Source organism: Streptomyces sp. NBC_01306 (genome assembly GCF_026340465.1).
GTDB lineage: Bacteria > Actinomycetota > Actinomycetes > Streptomycetales > Streptomycetaceae > Streptomyces.
This window is the reverse complement of sequence record NZ_JAPEPC010000002.1, coordinates 51689-67793: the sequence shown is the minus strand read 5'-3', so window position 1 is coordinate 67793 and position 16105 is coordinate 51689. Positions and strand designations below refer to the sequence as shown.

Genomic DNA, 16105 nt, shown 5'->3' with positions numbered 1-16105 from the left:
GAGCCTCCTCAACGCGGAATGAGCAGGGCGGCGTTGGCATCGTCCGCGCAGCGGCGCAGAGCCTTCGCGGGTGTACTGCGGCCGAGCAGCACGGCGACGATCGCCTCTCCCAGCGCCTGGGAGATCTGCGGGTACGCGGGGTGCGCGGGCCGCACCCGGGCGGACTCCAGCGCCTTGGTGAACACCGCGAGCCCCTCGGTCTTCGCGGCCTTGGCCTTCCAGAGCGGCAGGCTCTGGGTACGCCGGCTCAGCGGCAGGCTCCCGGCCCGGACGTCCCAGCGCACGTCCTGGTCCGGCTCCATCAGCCAGCTCACCAGGGTGCGTGCCGCCTGGACGCGGGCGGAGCCGTTGTCGAAGACCGTCCAGGTGTCGGGTCCCGAGATGGTGACCGGTCTGCCGCTGTAGCTCGGCAGCGGCACCACCTGATACTCGACGCCTGCCTGGATGATGTCGGGCAGCTGCCACGGTCCGGTGACGACCATGCCCATCCGGCCCGACTGGAAGACCTGGTACATCTGCTCGGTGCCCGGTTTGGGGTCGATGTAGACGCTACGGTCGCGGGCGAGCCCCGCCACTGTCTCCAGCGCCCGCACACCGGCATCGGCGAATCCGATGCTGTGCCCGTTCGGCGCGATCACCTCTCCGCCCAGGTCCCACACCAGTGGCCAGAGCCGCCACACGGTGTCCTCGTCGCCCACCCCCGGCCATCCGGTGCCGAAGACACCCCGCCGGTGGTCGGTGAGGCGCTTGGCGGTCTCCTGGAACTCCCGCCAGGTCCAGCCGGGTTCGGGCAGCGGGATACCGGCGTCGCGGAAGAGCTTCTTGTTGCACACCACGGCGAGCGAGTCGAGCAGTGCCGGCGCGGCCCGTACCCGGTCGTTCACCGTGACGGCCTCGCGCGCGGGGGCCCAGAACTGGCTCCAGGGGACCGGTCCGGAGTGCACGGCGCCGGTCAGGTCGACGACCTGCGGGCTGCGTGCGACTCCTGCAAGGTCCGATCCGAAGACGTAGGCGACATCCGGGTACGAGCCGGAGGCCAGCGCAGCTGTCACCTTCTGCAGCATCGAGTCGGCCAGGACGCCTCCGCCGGAGTCGACCCGGATGTGCGGGTGGGTCCGCTGGAAATCGGCTATCAGCGATTCGATCGCGATACGGCCGGTGTCGGTCTGGCCGTGCCACAGCTCGACCGTGACCCGTCCGTCCGCTCCGACGCCGTCATCGGTGCTCGCGCCACAACCGGGCAGCGTCAGCGCGGCCGAAGCGGCACACGCCAGGCCGGTGCCACGCCGCAGCACCGTACGGCGTGAGGGACCGATGTGGCGGTGATGGCCGACAGCCATCGGGACCTCCAGGGGGAATCAGGGCACGCCGGGGCACCGCATCGGGGCTGCGGGGACGGACGTGCCGGGTATGTGCGCGCGACGGCAGGACCGGGAGAGGACGGACGACAGACGCAGCACGGAAAGGCAGGAAGGCGGGGGAGCGACCCCGGTGCGCCGTGTTCGAGGGGGGCGCACCGGGGAAGTGGGGTGTCAGCAGGTCTTGCGTACGTATCCCTTGCTGCCGCTGGGCGAGACGTCCAGGTCGCGTTCGACGACGCTCAGCCGGTCACCCCAGCCCGTGCAGGCCTTCGACAGGCCCTTGTCCGTGTACTCGATCACGATCACGTTGCTGCCGAACGCGTCGGTGTAGTCGCCGCATTCGTCCCAGGTGCCGCACTCCTCGGCGATGGCGAAGTCCAGGCCGGTCTTCGCGCGGTCGCCGGACAGCTGCGAGGTGTTCTTCTGCGCGATGGCCAGGCCGCGGTCGTGCGCGTGCTGGGAGAGCAGGGTGATGTACGCCTCGGCGTCGGCGGCGCTCAGCAGTTTCGACGAGCGGGTGTAGCTGTCGTAGTTGTCGGGCTCGACGGCCTGGAAACCCTTGTCGGCGCAGCCGTCGATCCAGCCGTCGACCTTCTCGGCCACCCGCCGGCGCTTGTCGGCGGTACGGAGGTCGAGCAGCGCCTCACCCCAGTTCTTGTCGTAGACGACGTCGCCGTTGGCCTTCCGCAGCAGCAGATCGGAGTCCCAGTCCTTCTCGGCGCCCGGCTGGGCCTGAAAGGCGTTGACGTAGCAGATGTTGTACAGACCGGCGGCCGGAGAGGCTTCATGGTCACGGCTGACCACCTTCACCCTGGACGGCGGGGTGTACGCCCCGCCGATCTGGTAGTCGAAGCCTGCATGCACCGGCGGCAGGGCGGGGGAGGAGGCCGCTGAGGCGCCGGCCGGCACGAGCAGCGGGACGGCAGCCGCAGCGGTGACCGCCGCGACAGCGGCGGCCCGGCGTGCCGATGACAGGGACAGCCGGCGCGGCCTTGCGGGAGTGGTGATCATCATCGAGCTCCAGATGATGGAGGGGGTACGTCCCCGCCTCGGACGCTGACAGCGATCCTGGCGACTTTGTCCGGGCTTGCGGCTTGTGAGCCGCCCACCGGCTAGGCGTACCTCTGGCGCCGAATGCTCGAACTCGGCGTTGATCGCAGTAAATCGAGCAGGAATCACCATGTCAAGAGCGCGAACCTGAGCAGTTGGTGCGCACATTCGCTCAGTCGGGGGTGCTCCGACCGGCTCCTAGAGGGCGCCGACCGGTCCGGAGCGGGGCGGAGTTGCGTCATTCGCTCAGAGATGTGCTCATCTTGTGCAGGGATATGCTCACTCCATGCTGAGAACTGAGCGCCATGCGCGGATACTTGAGCATGTGTCCGTGAAGGGCAGCGTCGATGTCGGGGAGTTGACCGGCCTGCTCGGTGTCTCGGGGGCAACGGTCCGGCGCGACCTCCAGCACCTGAGCGCGCTGAATCTGCTGCGCCGCACACATGGCGGGGCCGCTGTCGGCAGCATCGGCCTGGAAGTGCCGGTGCAGTACCGCGCGGAGCGCAGCAGGCCCGAGAAGCAGGCGATCGCCACGGCGGCGGCCGCGCTGGTGCCGCAAGGGGCCGTCGTCGGGCTGACCGGGGGCACCACCGCCACCGAGATCGCCCGCCTCCTCGCCGAGCGGGGCCCCGTCACCATCGTCACCAACGCGGTGAACATCGCGGCCGAACTCGTCCTGCACCAGCACGTCACGCTGGTCGTCATCGGCGGCAACGCGCGGACCGAGAGCTATGAACTCGTGGGTCCCATCGCCGAGAAGACGCTCGCCGACTACCACATGGACATGACGTTCCTGGGCGTGGACGGCATCAGCGCGGCGCAGGGCTGCACGACGTACGACCAGCTCGAAGCGGCGACGGACCGGGCGTTCGCCGCGAACAGCAGCCGGACGGTCGTCGTCGCGGACCACTCGAAGATCGGACGGACCACCTTCGCGAAGATCTGCCCGCTGTCCGCCGTCGACCATCTGGTCACCGACCGGGAGGCACCGGAACGCGAGTGTGCACGGATCTCCGAGGCCGGGGTCCCCGTGACCGTCGCCTGACACGGTCCCGCGTTCCCCGGCGCGTCCTGGCCGTCAGGCGGCGTTGTTTTCGGACGGCAGGCCCGGCTCCCGGTCGGCCTGGCCGGCCAGCTCCCCCTGGACGAAGGGATCGGCATCGGGGTCGTAGCGCCCGGCGTGATCGGCGAGCGCTTCCGTGATCCGCTCCCACTCCTCGACCTCCGCCTCCGCACGGGAGTGCTCCCGCCGGGGGCCGTCGCGCCGCGAGTTCGCCTCAACTGTCTGCCGGGCCGCTTCGAGGGCCGCCTTCGCCTGGTGATGGGTGAGGCCCTCGGCACGCTGCCGTACGGAATGCCAGCCCGCCCGCTGCTCGTCGGTGGGCGACTGCGCGTCACCGCTGCCCCGCCCTGTCCCGCGGTCCTGATCAGAACTCATCCCGTTGCCCCATACCCCTCTTGACCTGGTGATCCGGCCGCGGTGGTCCGCAGCCGCATGGCACACCCCGGTACGTGGTGCTGCTGAAGGCCGTCGCCCGCGTTATATCTGTCCGGGAAACCGCTGGTCATGCCTGCCGCCGAGAGGCCGGCACCGGCGGGGTGGCTACGGGCCGGGGTGGCTACGGGCGGCCCTGGCGCATCCGGTCACCGACGATTCCGCCGTCGGACTCCCACCAGGGACGGACCCGCTCCGGCTCGGCCGGGTCCTCCTGCGCGGCGATCCCGGACGCCGACGCCACGGGGGACGCGGCCGAGGTGTCGGACGGAACCGGTGTGGCGCGAGGTGCGGCGGGGATCAGTTCGGCGTCCAGACGGCGGTCGAGTGCCACCGTCCTGGCCCGCTCGGAGCGGACCCACTGCGCAAAGATCACCAGCAGGAAGGGCACCCCGACCAGTTCGGCGAGCGTGACCATCGCACCGCCGCCGATCTGCTGGTCCCGCTGCACGCCGGGGGCCCAGGAAGGGGAGTGTCGGCTGTACCAGGTGCCCGCGATCAGGGTGCCGCTGGTCATCACCACGATGCCGGGGACCGCGTCGATGAGCCCGTCGAAGAAGACCATCGCGGCCCGTACCGGATGGCTGCACCAGCTGGGCAGCAGCGCCTCCTCGGTGAGGACCGGCAGCACGAAGAGACACCCGACCAGCAGCAGTTGCAGATACATGAGCTGGTGCAGCGCCCCATGGCGCAGCGCCGTCTCGAAGTACGGCGTGAAGTACACACAGAGCTCCGACACCAGGACCAGCAGCGAACTGACCAGGGGGAAGGCCAGCAGCCGGGCGAACTTGCCGGTCACCGCACGGCGCACCCGCGCCGACGCGCGCTCCGGCAGAGCACGGCAGGCCAGCGACAGGGGGTCGCCCAGCGCCAGGCCGAGCGGGGCGATCAGGTCGAGCAGGATGTTCTGCACGGCGGCCGGCCAGAACAGCACCTCGTCGTAGACGGCGAGTGCCGACATCGTGGCCACCACGATCGTGCCGAGACCCAGCAGGGCGAAGACGACCGTACGGCCCGTCGACCACTGCTCGCCGCGCCGCCGCAGCCGCACCACCCCCCAGCCGTAGAGCCCGCCCAGAACCAGGACCAGCAGCAGAGCCGGACCGTCGAGCTGCCACATGGCCGGGAACCGGGAAAAGGTCAGATCCGGCAGGTTCATTCCAGACATCCTTACCTCTCGCACCCGCCCGCGAAGACCGCCGTGGGGGCCGTACCACGGTAGTCCCGTGGCATCGGGCGCCTCCGTCCGGGGCGCCCCGCGAGTCACCCGCCCGCCCGCGCTCCGTGCGCGGCGTCCCGCCGATGATTCCCGCTCCCTCCCCGCCCGGCCGCCGCGACACCCCGGTGCGCCTGTCGGCGCGTCGGTACCGGGCGCCGTCACACTGGCCGCTGTCGTGTGTGGACGGGCGCGCCGCCGCCGGGGTGCACGGAGGCACCACCCGCGCAGGAAGGAACATGGAATGCCTGATGTGTCCGCACCCGTGGTCAAGCTCGTCCAGCGGACGGTGGAGCCCATCGGGGCACAGACGCTCCGGTCCACGGCGGCCGCGGTCATCGCGTACGTGGTCGCGCTGGTGGCCCTGCCGCAGCACGCACCGCTCACCGCACCGCTGACCGCCCTGCTCGTGGTCCAGGTCACGCTCTACTCGACCATCACCACGGGGGTCAGGCGGGTGAACGCCGTAGTCGTCGGAGTGCTCCTCGCCAGCGGCTTCAGCACGCTCGTCGGACTGACCTGGTGGAGTCTCGGCGTGACGATCTTCACCGGGCTGATCGTGGGGCGGTTGGTGCGCGTGTACGAGTTCGTACCCGAGGTCGCCATCAGCTCCATGCTGGTGCTCGGTGTCTCCCAGGTGGCCGCCACCGCCTGGGACCGGATTCTGGAGACGCTGATCGGTGCGGGTGTGGGACTGCTCTTCAACCTGCTGCTGGCACCGCCGGTCTGGGTCCAGTCCGCCGGCAGCTCCATCGAGGAGATGGCGGAGTCGATGGGCAGGATGCTCCGCGCCATCGGCGCGGAGGCGGAGGGCCACACCCCGGTCGAACAGGCCGCCGCGCGACTGCACGAGGCGCGCAGGCTCGACCACGACATCGTCGAGGTGGACGCGTCGCTCCGGCAGGCCGAGGAGAGCCTGCTGCTCAACCCCCGGGTACGCCAGGGGCTGCTGTCGCGCGTCGTGCTGCGCACCGGTCTGGACACCCTGGAGATCTGCGCCGTCGTGCTGCGGGTGCTGACCCGGACGATGACCGACCTGGCGAAGGAGCGCACCGACGAGCCGCTCTTCCCGGACGACGTGGCCTCGGCCCTGCAGGCGCTGATGAGGGACCTCGCCGACGCTGTCGAGAGCTTCGCCGTACTGATCACCACGCCGGTCGCGCAGAGCGCCCAGGACGCCGAGGCCCGGCTGACGGCCGCACTTGAGGACGCCGGGGTCACCCGCGACCGGGTCGCCCATCTCCTCCTGGAGAACGTGCAGCAGCACCCGCGCCAGTGGCAGCTGCACGGAGCACTGCTGGCCGAGGTCGACCGCATCCTGGACGAACTCGACGTGGAGAAGCGTGCCGAGCGGCTCACCGAGGAGCTGGACCGCCGCACCGTGCAGGTGGGCGAACGCCATCCGCAGCTCGCCTCTGCCGTGCGCCGGCTGCGCGGGACCGCGGTGGCCCGCAAGATCCGCGCCGAGATCTGACCCGCACAGGACTCGGAACCGACCGCCGGTGCCCGTTCTGCACGCCCTCGATGGCGCCGGACTGCCCGGCTCCGTTACGCCCCCAGTTCCCGCTGGACGAAGTCGACCAGCAGCTCCCGCATCACGGTCGTCGTCATCCGGGGCGCCCCGGTGAGTACCTGGATCGCCGCCCCGTCGGTCAGCGCGGTGAGCCGCAGCGCGACGTTCTCCGGATCCACCTCCGCCCGGAACACGCCCTGTGACTGCCCGCGCCGCACGATCCGGATCACGGTCTCCTGCCAGCGGGCGTAGAACTCGTTGTGCGCGGCCCGGAATTCGGGTCTGACCACTGATTCCGCCCAGTACTGGAGCCAGATCGACCACTCGTCGAGGATGAAGCCCACCCGTGGGAGCTGCATGTCGATCAGTTTGAGCAGCCGCTCATGGGCGCCGGTGATACGGCGCAGCTCGACGCTCTGCCGGTTGAACGCCTGCTCCACGCAGTACTTGAGCGCCTCGGTGAGCACATCGCTCTTGCCCGGGAAGTAGTAGTGCACGGTGCCGGTACTCGTGCCGCAGACGCGAGCGATGTCCGAGACCCGCACGGCGTGGAACCCGCGCTCGGCGATCAACTGCCAGGTGGCCTCCAGGATCGCTTCCCTGCGGTCCTCCTCCGTGACAAGGCCTGGCGCGGCAGAGCTGACTGACGCATCAGTCAAATATTCAGCCCGACCCAGGGACCCGAACCGAGCAGGCGCTCAGGGGAGCACTTCACCCCGACCGGCGGTTGGGAACAAGACGGGCATCAAGACTGCGACTAGGCCGGGCGGTGGGAAGATGGACCGTACGCGGTGCCGCTGCGGGGCGGCCCGATCCGATCCATGGAGGTGCGGTGCCGGAACCGGTCGAGACCTGGGACCCGTCAGCGGCGGGCGTACTGCGACTGCCGTCGGGCCGCCTGGTCCGGGGGCGGGGGCTGAGCAGGCCGCTCCCCGCTGGCCTCACACCCACCTTCGCGCTGTACCTGCTGGGCCGTGAACCTGCCGCCGTCGACTGGGAGTCGCGCTGGATCCGCTGGCCCGACTTCCGGCTGCCGGCTGACCGCGCGGCCGCGGCGGGCGCCCTGCGCGAGGCATGGGAACGAGCGGCGCACGAGCGCGTCGAGGTCGCCTGCCACGGCGGCCGCGGCCGCACCGGTACGGCTCTCGCGTGTCTCGCCGTACTGGACGGAGTGCCGGCGGCCGATGCCGTCGGTTACGTCCGTGAGCACTACAACCCGCACGCCGTGGAAACCATCTGGCAGCGCCGCTTCGTCCGCCGCTTCCGGTAGTACGGTGCCGGGACGCCGGGCAAGTCGGCAGCCCGGCAGGGCAGTGCAGCGGGCCCGGCCCGCGTGCCGGCACCGGAGCCGCACTCATCCCGTACCCAGCCACCCCCGTGACCGCAGTTCGGTGACGAACCGTTCGTACGAAGCATCCAGCGCGGCCCGCTCCCGCTCCACCGGATCGACCGTCCGACCCGCGCCCGCCATCGCCGTCACAGCCGCGGAAAGGTCCGGATGGAGCGTGCCCGATGCGGCCAGCAGGGCTGCGCCGAACGCTGTCTCGGCCCGTTCCGCCACGCTCAGCGGCCTGTTGAGCACCGTCGCCCGGATGCTGTTCCACACGGCGCTGCGACTGCCGCCGCCCGCCGCGTACAGCGGACCCCGCACCTCGATCCCCAGTGCCTGCACCCGTTCCACAGCCAGCCGCTCCAGGAAGGCCACTCCCTCCAGCGCCGCCCGGTGCTCATCCGCCTCGTCCCGCGGTGTACCGACGAGAAAGCCGCGCGCCGCGCCGGAGACGAACGGGAACCGCTCGCCCTCGCGGCGCAGCGGGTAGGCGAGACAGCCGGCCGGACCGCGCGCCTGCGCCGCCGCGTCCAGACCCGGCAGCCGGGCCGCTTCCACCCGGGCGACGGCTTCGCCACCCGTGTTCGAAGCGCCGCCCGGCAGCCACCAGCCGTCCGGGTGGCGATGGCTGTACAGGGCGCCCGCCGGGTCGGTTACCAGCTCGCGGGTCACGCCCTTGAGTACGTACGTCGTCCCCAGCACGCCGACGAACCGGCCGGGGTCCACCGCGCCGGTGGCGATCTGGCCCGCGCAGCCGTCAGTCATCCCGAGCCGGACCTCGCAGCCGACGGGCAGCCCGGTATCGGCGGCGGCCCGCGCCGAAACCGTCCCGCTCCGTGTGCCGGGGGCCTGGACGGCGGGCAGCAGCCGGGAGGGCACATCGAACGCGTCGAAGACCTCGGTGGCCCACTCGCCGGCGCGCGGGTCGTAGCCGGACTTCAGCGCATGGCTCCAGTCGGTGGCCACCGGATGCCCGGTGAGCTTGAGGCCGATGAGGTCCGGGGTATGCAGCACCAACTGGCCGGGGAGGGCGCGGGCCGCGCACCCCACCAGCTTCCCCAGCGCGGCAGTCGGCCCGACCGTCAGCCCCAGCGCCCGCCAGCGTGGTGCGCCCAGCTCCTGGGCGCGGGCGTTGACATCTGCGGCGCTCCGGTCGTCGTACATCAGGGCCGGTCCGGCCGGCTCCCCGTCAGGACCGGCCGGCACCAGGGTCCCCGAGGTGGCGGACACGGCGACGGCGGTCACCTCACGGCCGCCGCCGGGCAGCGCCGCGGTCGCCTTCCGCAGAGCGGCCGAAGTCGCGGGCCACCAGGACCGGGCGTCCTGTTCGCTGCGGCCGCCCTCGTGGCGCTCCGGCGGGGCGATCGGGACGCGGGCCTCGGCGAGTACCCGGCCGTGGGCGTCGGCGCACACCACCCGGACCGCGGCGGTGGCCACGTCGACGCCCACGACGACCGGGACGGGCGCGGGCCGGGCGCCGGTGGCGGAACTCATCTGCGGGAAGGGTCCTTTCGTACGCAGGCAGGCAGGCAGGCGTGTGCGGTTACGCGGGTCAGGTGGCCGGGGCGGTGAGCGGTTCGTCGCCGGCGGCATCGTGCAGGGACTTGCCCTGCTGGATGGCCTCCTCGGACGCCTTCGGCAGCTTCAGGAAGAGCGTCAGGAGAGCAGCGACGACATACAGACCGGCGAAGATCAGCACCACTCCGTCGCGGCCCAGCGGACCGAGGAAGAGCGATACGATCGCGGGCCCCACGAAGGCGGCGCCGCCCGCGCCCAGGTTGAGCAGGGCCATCGCGCCGCCCTTGTTCCCGGGTGCCAGCGACGGCATCAGCGCGGAGATGGGCACGAACCCGGCGAGCGTGGCGCCGTAGACCATGCCGACACCGACCGCGACCCAGTAGTTCCCGGTCAGCAGCTTCGGCACGAAGTACAGCGCGAGGACGCTCAGCGCACAGCCCACCGCACCGAACCAGCCGATGGTGGTGCGCCAGCCGATGCGGTCACTGACCACTCCGAAGAGCAGATTGAAGAAGATGTTGGTGGCGAACATGATCGACAGCAGTCGCAGCCAGTCGCCGTCCGTGAAGCCCATCTCGTCGGTGAAGAACGCGGGCAGGATCACCCAGAGACCGAACTGCGGCGCCGTGTTGATGATGCGGACGACGCAGCCGACGGTGACCTTCGGATGGGTCCACGCGATGGAGAGGCTGCGCGTCAGCGACTGGACCGGCCGGACGCCGGGCGGCGCCAGCCGCGAGAACCCGGTGCGTTCGCGTACCCCGAAGAGGCAGAAGGCCCCGCCCACGGCGATCACGCCGAGTGCGATCCACAGCGTGCCGAACTTCCCGAACAGCGGGTTGGTGACGGACGCGGTGAGCGAGCCGAGCGTCGGCAGCCCGCCCGTGAAGGCGAAGTAGAACCAGCCGACGGCCGCACCCAGCCTGGCCACCGGCGCGGTCGCTGTCACCCACACCAGGAACGAGAACGCGAAGAGCGGATAGCCGAAGCCACGCAGCCCGTAGAAGACCAGCATCAGCGGGTAGTTGCCCTGCGCGGCGCCGAGCGAGAGGAACAGCACATCGAAGACGATCCAGACGGTCAGCCCGATCTGCATCACCCGCCGCGGCCCCCACAGCTCGGACAGCGCGCCCGAAAGCCAGGAGGCGAGCATGACGGTCACGCCGTACGCCGTGATCACATAGCTCGCACGGACTTCGCTGCCGGCGCCGTTGGCCTTGATGAACGGAGCGATGAACCCGGACTCGACCCCGTCGCCGATCATGAAGATCAGCACCCCGATGAAGCCGAACAGGAGCGGCCGGGGGATACCGGCGCGGTCCCAGACCGTTCCCGCAGGTGCGGCGGTGCTCGCGGCGGTGCTGCGCATAGCTCGTGCCTCCACAGTGTGTCATCGGCCCACGGGCGTACAGCCCCGACGAGAACGCATCATGACCTCTGTGAAATTAACACGCAATACTTTAAGAAGCCGTGTTATCAGCCCGTGGCCGCGACTCTGACATCCGTCCGCTCCTGCAGCGCAGCCAACAGTGCGGCGTCCACCCGGTCGTCCACCACCAGGTGGTCGAAGTCCTCCACCGGGCCCAGCCGGTGGAGCGCGGTCCTGGCCAGCTTCGTACGGTCCATCAGCAGGACCTTCCGGGTGCCCGAAGCCAGCATCGCCCGCTTGACCAGCACCACGTCCTGCTCCTGGTGGTACGTCATCCGGGCGTCCATCGCCGAGGTGGAGACCAGCACCATGTCCACCGAGAGTGCTTCGACGGCCTCCAGGCAGGCGACGCCCAGGAAGGAATCATGCGGGTGTGAGTACTCCCCGCCCAGTGAGATCAGGCGTATCCCGTCCCGGCCCGCGAACAGGTCGATGACCCGCCGGGCGTTGGTCACCACCGTCAGCGGAGCCAGCTCCACCAGCAGCGCGGCCAGCGCGAGCGCGGTGGTGGAGTCGTCCAGCATCACCGACATCCCCGGTTCGACCAGCTCGGCCGCGGTCTTCGCGATGGCGTCCTTCTCGGCGGTGTTCACCCCGAGCCGGTAGTCGAGATTGGACTCGAACACGGTCGACGGCAGCGCGGACACCCCGCCCCTGAAACGGCGCAGCACCCCGCGCCTGGCCAGTTCGTCCAGGTCCCGGTGCACGGTCATCAGACTCACGCCGGTGAGCTCCGCGAGCTCGGAGCCGCTCGCGGTCCCGTTCGCCAGGACGTGCTCCGTGATGATCTGCCTGCGGGCCTGGGCGCCGGTTGTCGTCATACGGCCAAGTTTCGCGCACCGCCCGCAGGGGCCGGCCGGGTGGGGACGTTCAGCGAGCGCAGGGCGGTGCGGTCACCGCTCACCTCGATCTCCGTCACCGCCGCGTTGTCCAGCCGGGGAAACACCAGCCGGTAGCGGCCCACCGCAATGCCCAGCATCGAGCACAGCGCCATCCGGAGCAGCGTGTTGTGCGCGACCACCAGGACCGTGGCTCCCCGATGGCGACGGGCCAGGCCGCGCAGCGCATCCGATGCGCGGGCCGCCGCGGCCGACGGCGCCTCGGAACCGGGAAAGGCGCCGGACTCCGCGTCCTCGTGGAACCGCCGCACCGCCTCGGGGTCCTCGGCAGTCATCTCCGCGATGGTGCGGCCCTCGCCCCAGCCGAAGTCCACCTCACGCAGCGCATCGACGACCTCGGGCTCGGCGCCGAGCGCCCGCGCGGCCGGGCCGGCGGTGAGCAGTGCCCGGCTGACCGGTGAGCTGGCCACCGCGTCGACGCCGCGCAGCCGGGCCCAGTCCGCGAGCTCCTGTGCCTGCTCCAGGCCCTTCGCGGTCAGCGGTACGTCGGAGACCCCCGCGTACCGGTTCTCCGTATGCCATTGCGTCTCGCCGTGCCGGACGAGCAGCAGCCGGGCCTCCATCGGATCGCGCTCCTTCGCAGCGGGCCGCCACCGGCCCGGGTGACGATGCCGCCCGGGTCCGTGTCGGCCCATTGATTCTTCAAAACGATGATGTTAAATCTATCAACGCCCATGATAGTGATGCGGCGGCCGGGCAGGTGCGGCACCGCTGACGCACCGTGCACCCGTGACCCGAAGAAGGGCCCAGCCCATGCGCATCCTCGCCGCCGGTGACCACTTCGTCCTCCCCGGTCTGCTCCGTACCGCCCTGCGTGAAGAGCTCGGCACCGCGGAGGAGCCCGGTGGCGCGGTGGAGATCGGTGAACTCACCCTGCCCTGGCCGCACGAGCCCTTCGGCCCGGTCGGCGATGTACACGAGGCCAGCGGCACCGAGGAGCAGATGATCGCGGCGCTCGATGGCGCCGCCCTCTGCGTCACCCAGATGGCTCCGTTCACGGAGAGGGTCTTCGCCGCCTGCCCGGAGCTCCGGATGGTGGCCGTCTCCCGGGGCGGCCCGGTCAACGTCGACCTCGCCGCCGCCACCCGGCACGGCGTCGCCGTCTCCTTCGCACCGGGCCGCAACGCCCCGGCGGCAGCGGAGTTCGCCGTCGGCCTGATGCTGACCGCCATGCGCCGGATCACCACGGCCGACGCCGAGCTGAAACGCGGGACGTGGCGCGGTGACTTCTACGCGTACGACGAAGCGGGCACCGAACTCGACGGCGCGACCGTCGGCCTCGTCGGATACGGGGCGATCGGCCGCATCGTCGCCCGGGTCCTGCGCGCCTTCGGTGCCCATGTCCTGGTCGCCGACCCGTACACCGACCCCGTAGCGGCCCGCGCCGACGGCGTCGAGCCGGTCTCCCTCGACCAACTCCTGACGCGCAGCAGTGTGGTGAGCCTGCACGCCCGGCTCACCCCCGAGACCCGCCACCTCATCGACGCCGAGAAGCTCAAGCTGCTCCCCGAAGGCGCGGTGCTCGTCAACTCCGCCCGCGGCGGACTCCTCGATTACGCCCCGCTGCCCGGACTGCTGAGGAGCGGCCGTATCGGAGCCCTCGGCCTCGACGTCTACGACATCGAACCGCCGCCCGCCGACTGGGAGTTGCACAGCGCGCCGAACGTCGTCACCGCCCCGCACCTGGCCGGGGCGACCCGGCAGACCGCGCACCGTGCCGCCGCGATCACAGCCGCCGAGGCGGGCCGCTTTGTACGCGGAGAGAAGCTCGCCCATCCCGCCAACCCCGAGGTCCAGGAGGCCGCGCGGCCATGAGCGCGATCATCGGCGTGGACATCGGTACCTCCGTCACCAAGGCCGTCGCCTTCGACAGCGAGGGACAGCCACTGGCCACCGCGACCCGCCGCAGCCATCTGGAACGACTGCCCGGCGGCCGCGTCGAGCAGGATCTCGACGACGTCGTCCGTACGGTCGCCGAGGTCGTCAGGGAGACCGCCGCCGCACTGCCCGCGCCACCCACCGCCGTCGCCCTCACCGGCCAGGGCGACGGCCTGTGGCTGCGCGACGACCAGGGCCGTGCGGTCCGCCCGGCCATCTCCTGGATGGACGGGCGCGCCGCCGACCGCGTCGCGCAGTGGCTGGCGGATGGCACCGTGCAGCAGGTGTACGCGCGGACCGGCTCCGGAATGTTCCCCGGCTGCCATGCCCCGCTCCTCGCCCACCTGCAGGAACACGAACCGCGGAGCCTCCGTGACGCGGCCGTCGCCGGCTACTGCGTGGACGCCGTCGCCCAGCGCCTCACCGGCCGGATCAGCGTGGACGCGTCCGACGCGACACTGCCGTTCCTCGACCCGGTCAACCGCACGTACGCACACGAGGCGCTCGCCGCCTGCGGAATCGAGAGCCAGGCCCATCTGCTGGCCGCCCCCGCGGCCCCCGGCACCGTCCTGAGCCTCGACGCCCGGGGAGCCGCGCTCCTGGACCTGCCCGAGGGGCTGCCGCTCACCTCGGGGCCGTACGATCTGCCCGCCTGCGCCATCGGCAGTGGCGTACGGGAGGTGGGCGACGGCCTGCTGATCGTCGGCACCACTCTCGCCTGCCAGGTCCTCACCGACCGTGCCCGCACGGACAGTTGCGCCGAACCGGCCGGCATGTCGCTCTGCACCCCCGACCCCGGCCGCTGGCTGCGCTCCATGCCCGCCATGGTCGGTACCGCCGCCCTCGAATGGATCCTCACCCTCACCGGCACAGCCACCGCCGACCTCGGGGCCCTGCTCGCCGACAGCCGGCCGGGCGCCGGCGGTGTCACGGCGCTGCCCTTCCTCTCCGACGCGGGGGAGCGCGCACCCTTCGTCGACCCGCAGGCCCGCGGCCGACTGGACGGACTCACTCTCGCGCACACCCGGGCCGACGTGGTCCGCGCGATGTGTGAGGCCATCGGTTACGCCGCGCGCCACTGCCTGGAGGCCGCCGGCCTCTCCGGCACGCTCGCCGCCTGCGGAGGCGGCACCCGGTCCGGGCCGTGGACACAGCTCTTCGCCGACATCCTCGGACGGGAGATCCGGGTCCCGGTGGAGAACGAGGTGGGGGCACTCGGCGCGGTACGGGTGGCACGTCGCTTCCTCGGCGAACCGGCCGGTAGGCAAGCGCAGTTGTTCCACACCGTGGAGCCGAGGGAGGGAATCCGCGAGGTCTACGAGGACGGCTACGCCGCCTACCGCACCGCACTGGCCTCGGCACGCGGAGAGTGGGGCGGGACTGCCGTACGGGAGCCGACCGGGGCGAGCGTCGGATAGGGCGGCCGCTGTCGCGAGTCCTGTTCCGGGCCTACTCAGCCGCCCTACCAGACAGTAGCCTCAACGGAGTTCTCCGCCCTCACTGTTGGAGGCTCCATGCGTGTTTCCCTGCTCAGACCCGCCAGGCTCGCTCTGACGGCGGGGCTGCTCGCCGCCGTCGCACTGCTCGGCTTCTCCGCTCCGGCCTCCGCCACGGGAGCCTCGGCTCCGCGCTACTACCTGGCGCTCGGTGACTCGCTGGCCGCCGGATACCAGACGCTGCCCGGCGGCGGCCATGTCACCGGCCGTGGTTACGCCCAGGACATAGCCCGCACGCTGTCGGCGCGCGCGGCCGACGCCGGGCGGCCCTTCGACTTCGTCGGGCTCGGGTGTCCTGGCGAGACCACCGGTTCCATGATCGACGGGCCCTGCCCGTACCCGCACCCGTACACCGGCTCCCAGTTGGCGGAGGCCGAGCACTTCCTCCGGCTCCACCACGACGACCGGGTGGTCGTGACGCTGGACATCGGTGCCAACGACGTCGACGGCTGCCTTACCGACGGAAACGTCGACATCAAGTGCGCCGTGTCGGGTGTCGGGAAAGTGGGTTCAGGGCTCAACACCATCCTGGACCGGCTCAAGGCAGCGGCCGGCCCGCAGACCCGGATCATCGGCATGAACCTCTACGATCCCTTTCTTGCCGCATGGTTGACGGGCACTCAGGGAAAGACCGCAGCCACTCTCTCCGTACCCCTCGCCGACACACTCAACGCCACGATCGGGCTCATCGACGCCGCTCACGGAGTGCCGACGGCCGACGTGGCATCGGCGTTCCGCACCAACTCCTTCCTCCCGCTCGCGCCGCTGGACGGAAAGCAGGTCCCGCTGAACGTGGCGCGCATCCTGCAGTGGACCAATATGGCGCGCGGCGACATCCATGCCAATGACACCGGGTACCAGGCCATCGCGGACACGTTCCTGACGAAGATCTGAGACACCGCTGCGGTCCTGGAGCGCCG

At 71.2% G+C, this 16105-nt stretch carries 15 protein-coding genes; 6 read left to right on the top strand and 9 right to left on the bottom strand.

Annotated elements, in window-relative coordinates; all coding sequences use genetic code 11:
- Nucleotides 1–8 precede the first annotated feature (8 nt).
- Both OG385_RS33555 and OG385_RS33550 read right to left on the bottom strand, forming a co-directional pair.
- Nucleotides 9–1340 carry an ABC transporter substrate-binding protein gene (locus tag OG385_RS33555; RefSeq protein WP_266861508.1) on the bottom strand — a complete coding sequence of 444 codons (1332 nt, stop codon included), beginning with the start codon at nt 1338–1340 and terminating at the stop codon, nt 9–11.
- Nucleotides 1341–1532: 192 nt separating this feature from the next.
- The gene (locus tag OG385_RS33550) at nt 1533–2375 is read right to left on the bottom strand and encodes an endo alpha-1,4 polygalactosaminidase (RefSeq protein WP_266861506.1); all 843 of its coding nucleotides are present in this window, start codon (nt 2373–2375) and stop codon (nt 1533–1535) included.
- A gap of 322 nt (nt 2376–2697) precedes the next feature.
- Between OG385_RS33550 and OG385_RS33545 the strand changes: the two genes are divergently transcribed.
- A complete protein-coding gene (locus OG385_RS33545) occupies nt 2698–3456 on the top strand; it encodes a DeoR/GlpR family DNA-binding transcription regulator (RefSeq protein ID WP_266861504.1) in 759 nt (252 codons plus the stop codon).
- A 33-nt stretch (nt 3457–3489) separates the two neighbouring features.
- Here OG385_RS33545 and OG385_RS33540 read toward each other — a convergent pair whose 3' ends face one another.
- On the bottom strand, nt 3490–3849 hold the full coding sequence (locus OG385_RS33540; RefSeq protein ID WP_266861503.1) for a hypothetical protein: 360 nt from the start codon (nt 3847–3849) through the stop codon (nt 3490–3492).
- A gap of 181 nt (nt 3850–4030) precedes the next feature.
- Complete coding sequence (locus tag OG385_RS33535; protein WP_266861501.1) at nt 4031–5065, bottom strand: cytochrome c oxidase assembly protein; 1035 nt, start codon at nt 5063–5065, stop codon at nt 4031–4033.
- 301 nt (nt 5066–5366) lie between these two features.
- Between OG385_RS33535 and OG385_RS33530 the strand changes: the two genes are divergently transcribed.
- A complete protein-coding gene (locus OG385_RS33530) occupies nt 5367–6596 on the top strand; it encodes an aromatic acid exporter family protein (protein ID WP_266861499.1) in 1230 nt (409 codons plus the stop codon).
- A 74-nt stretch (nt 6597–6670) separates the two neighbouring features.
- On the opposite strand, the gene OG385_RS33525 is transcribed toward OG385_RS33530, so the two are convergent.
- Nucleotides 6671–7294, bottom strand: a complete 624-nt coding sequence (locus OG385_RS33525; protein ID WP_266861497.1) for a TetR/AcrR family transcriptional regulator — start codon at nt 7292–7294, stop codon at nt 6671–6673.
- Nucleotides 7295–7467: 173 nt separating this feature from the next.
- On the opposite strand from OG385_RS33525, the gene OG385_RS33520 reads away from it, so the two are divergent.
- On the top strand, nt 7468–7905 hold the full coding sequence (locus OG385_RS33520; RefSeq protein WP_266861495.1) for a protein-tyrosine phosphatase family protein: 438 nt from the start codon (nt 7468–7470) through the stop codon (nt 7903–7905).
- 84 nt (nt 7906–7989) lie between these two features.
- On the opposite strand, the gene OG385_RS33515 is transcribed toward OG385_RS33520, so the two are convergent.
- The 4 genes from OG385_RS33515 to OG385_RS33500 form a co-directional block, all read right to left on the bottom strand.
- A complete protein-coding gene (locus OG385_RS33515; RefSeq protein WP_266861494.1) occupies nt 7990–9459 on the bottom strand; it encodes an FGGY-family carbohydrate kinase in 1470 nt (489 codons plus the stop codon).
- A 58-nt stretch (nt 9460–9517) separates the two neighbouring features.
- The gene (locus OG385_RS33510; RefSeq protein WP_266861493.1) at nt 9518–10852 is read right to left on the bottom strand and encodes an MFS transporter; all 1335 of its coding nucleotides are present in this window, start codon (nt 10850–10852) and stop codon (nt 9518–9520) included.
- Between the two features lie 107 nt (nt 10853–10959).
- Nucleotides 10960–11733, bottom strand: a complete 774-nt coding sequence (locus OG385_RS33505; protein ID WP_266861491.1) for a DeoR/GlpR family DNA-binding transcription regulator — start codon at nt 11731–11733, stop codon at nt 10960–10962.
- A complete protein-coding gene (locus tag OG385_RS33500) occupies nt 11730–12374 on the bottom strand; it encodes a histidine phosphatase family protein (RefSeq protein ID WP_266861489.1) in 645 nt (214 codons plus the stop codon). The genes OG385_RS33505 and OG385_RS33500 overlap by 4 nt, the downstream gene beginning before the upstream one ends.
- Before the next feature lie 190 nt (nt 12375–12564).
- Here OG385_RS33500 and OG385_RS33495 point away from each other — a divergent pair, with 190 nt between their 5' ends.
- The 3 genes from OG385_RS33495 (at nt 12565) to OG385_RS33485 (ending at nt 16079) form a co-directional block, all read left to right on the top strand.
- Nucleotides 12565–13626, top strand: a complete 1062-nt coding sequence (locus OG385_RS33495; RefSeq protein ID WP_266862157.1) for a 2-hydroxyacid dehydrogenase — start codon at nt 12565–12567, stop codon at nt 13624–13626.
- Nucleotides 13623–15107, top strand: a complete 1485-nt coding sequence (locus tag OG385_RS33490; RefSeq protein ID WP_266861487.1) for an FGGY-family carbohydrate kinase — start codon at nt 13623–13625, stop codon at nt 15105–15107. The genes OG385_RS33495 and OG385_RS33490 overlap by 4 nt, the downstream gene beginning before the upstream one ends.
- 96 nt (nt 15108–15203) lie before the next feature.
- The gene (locus OG385_RS33485; RefSeq protein WP_266861485.1) at nt 15204–16079 is read left to right on the top strand and encodes an SGNH/GDSL hydrolase family protein; all 876 of its coding nucleotides are present in this window, start codon (nt 15204–15206) and stop codon (nt 16077–16079) included.
- Nucleotides 16080–16105: the final 26 nt, after the last annotated feature.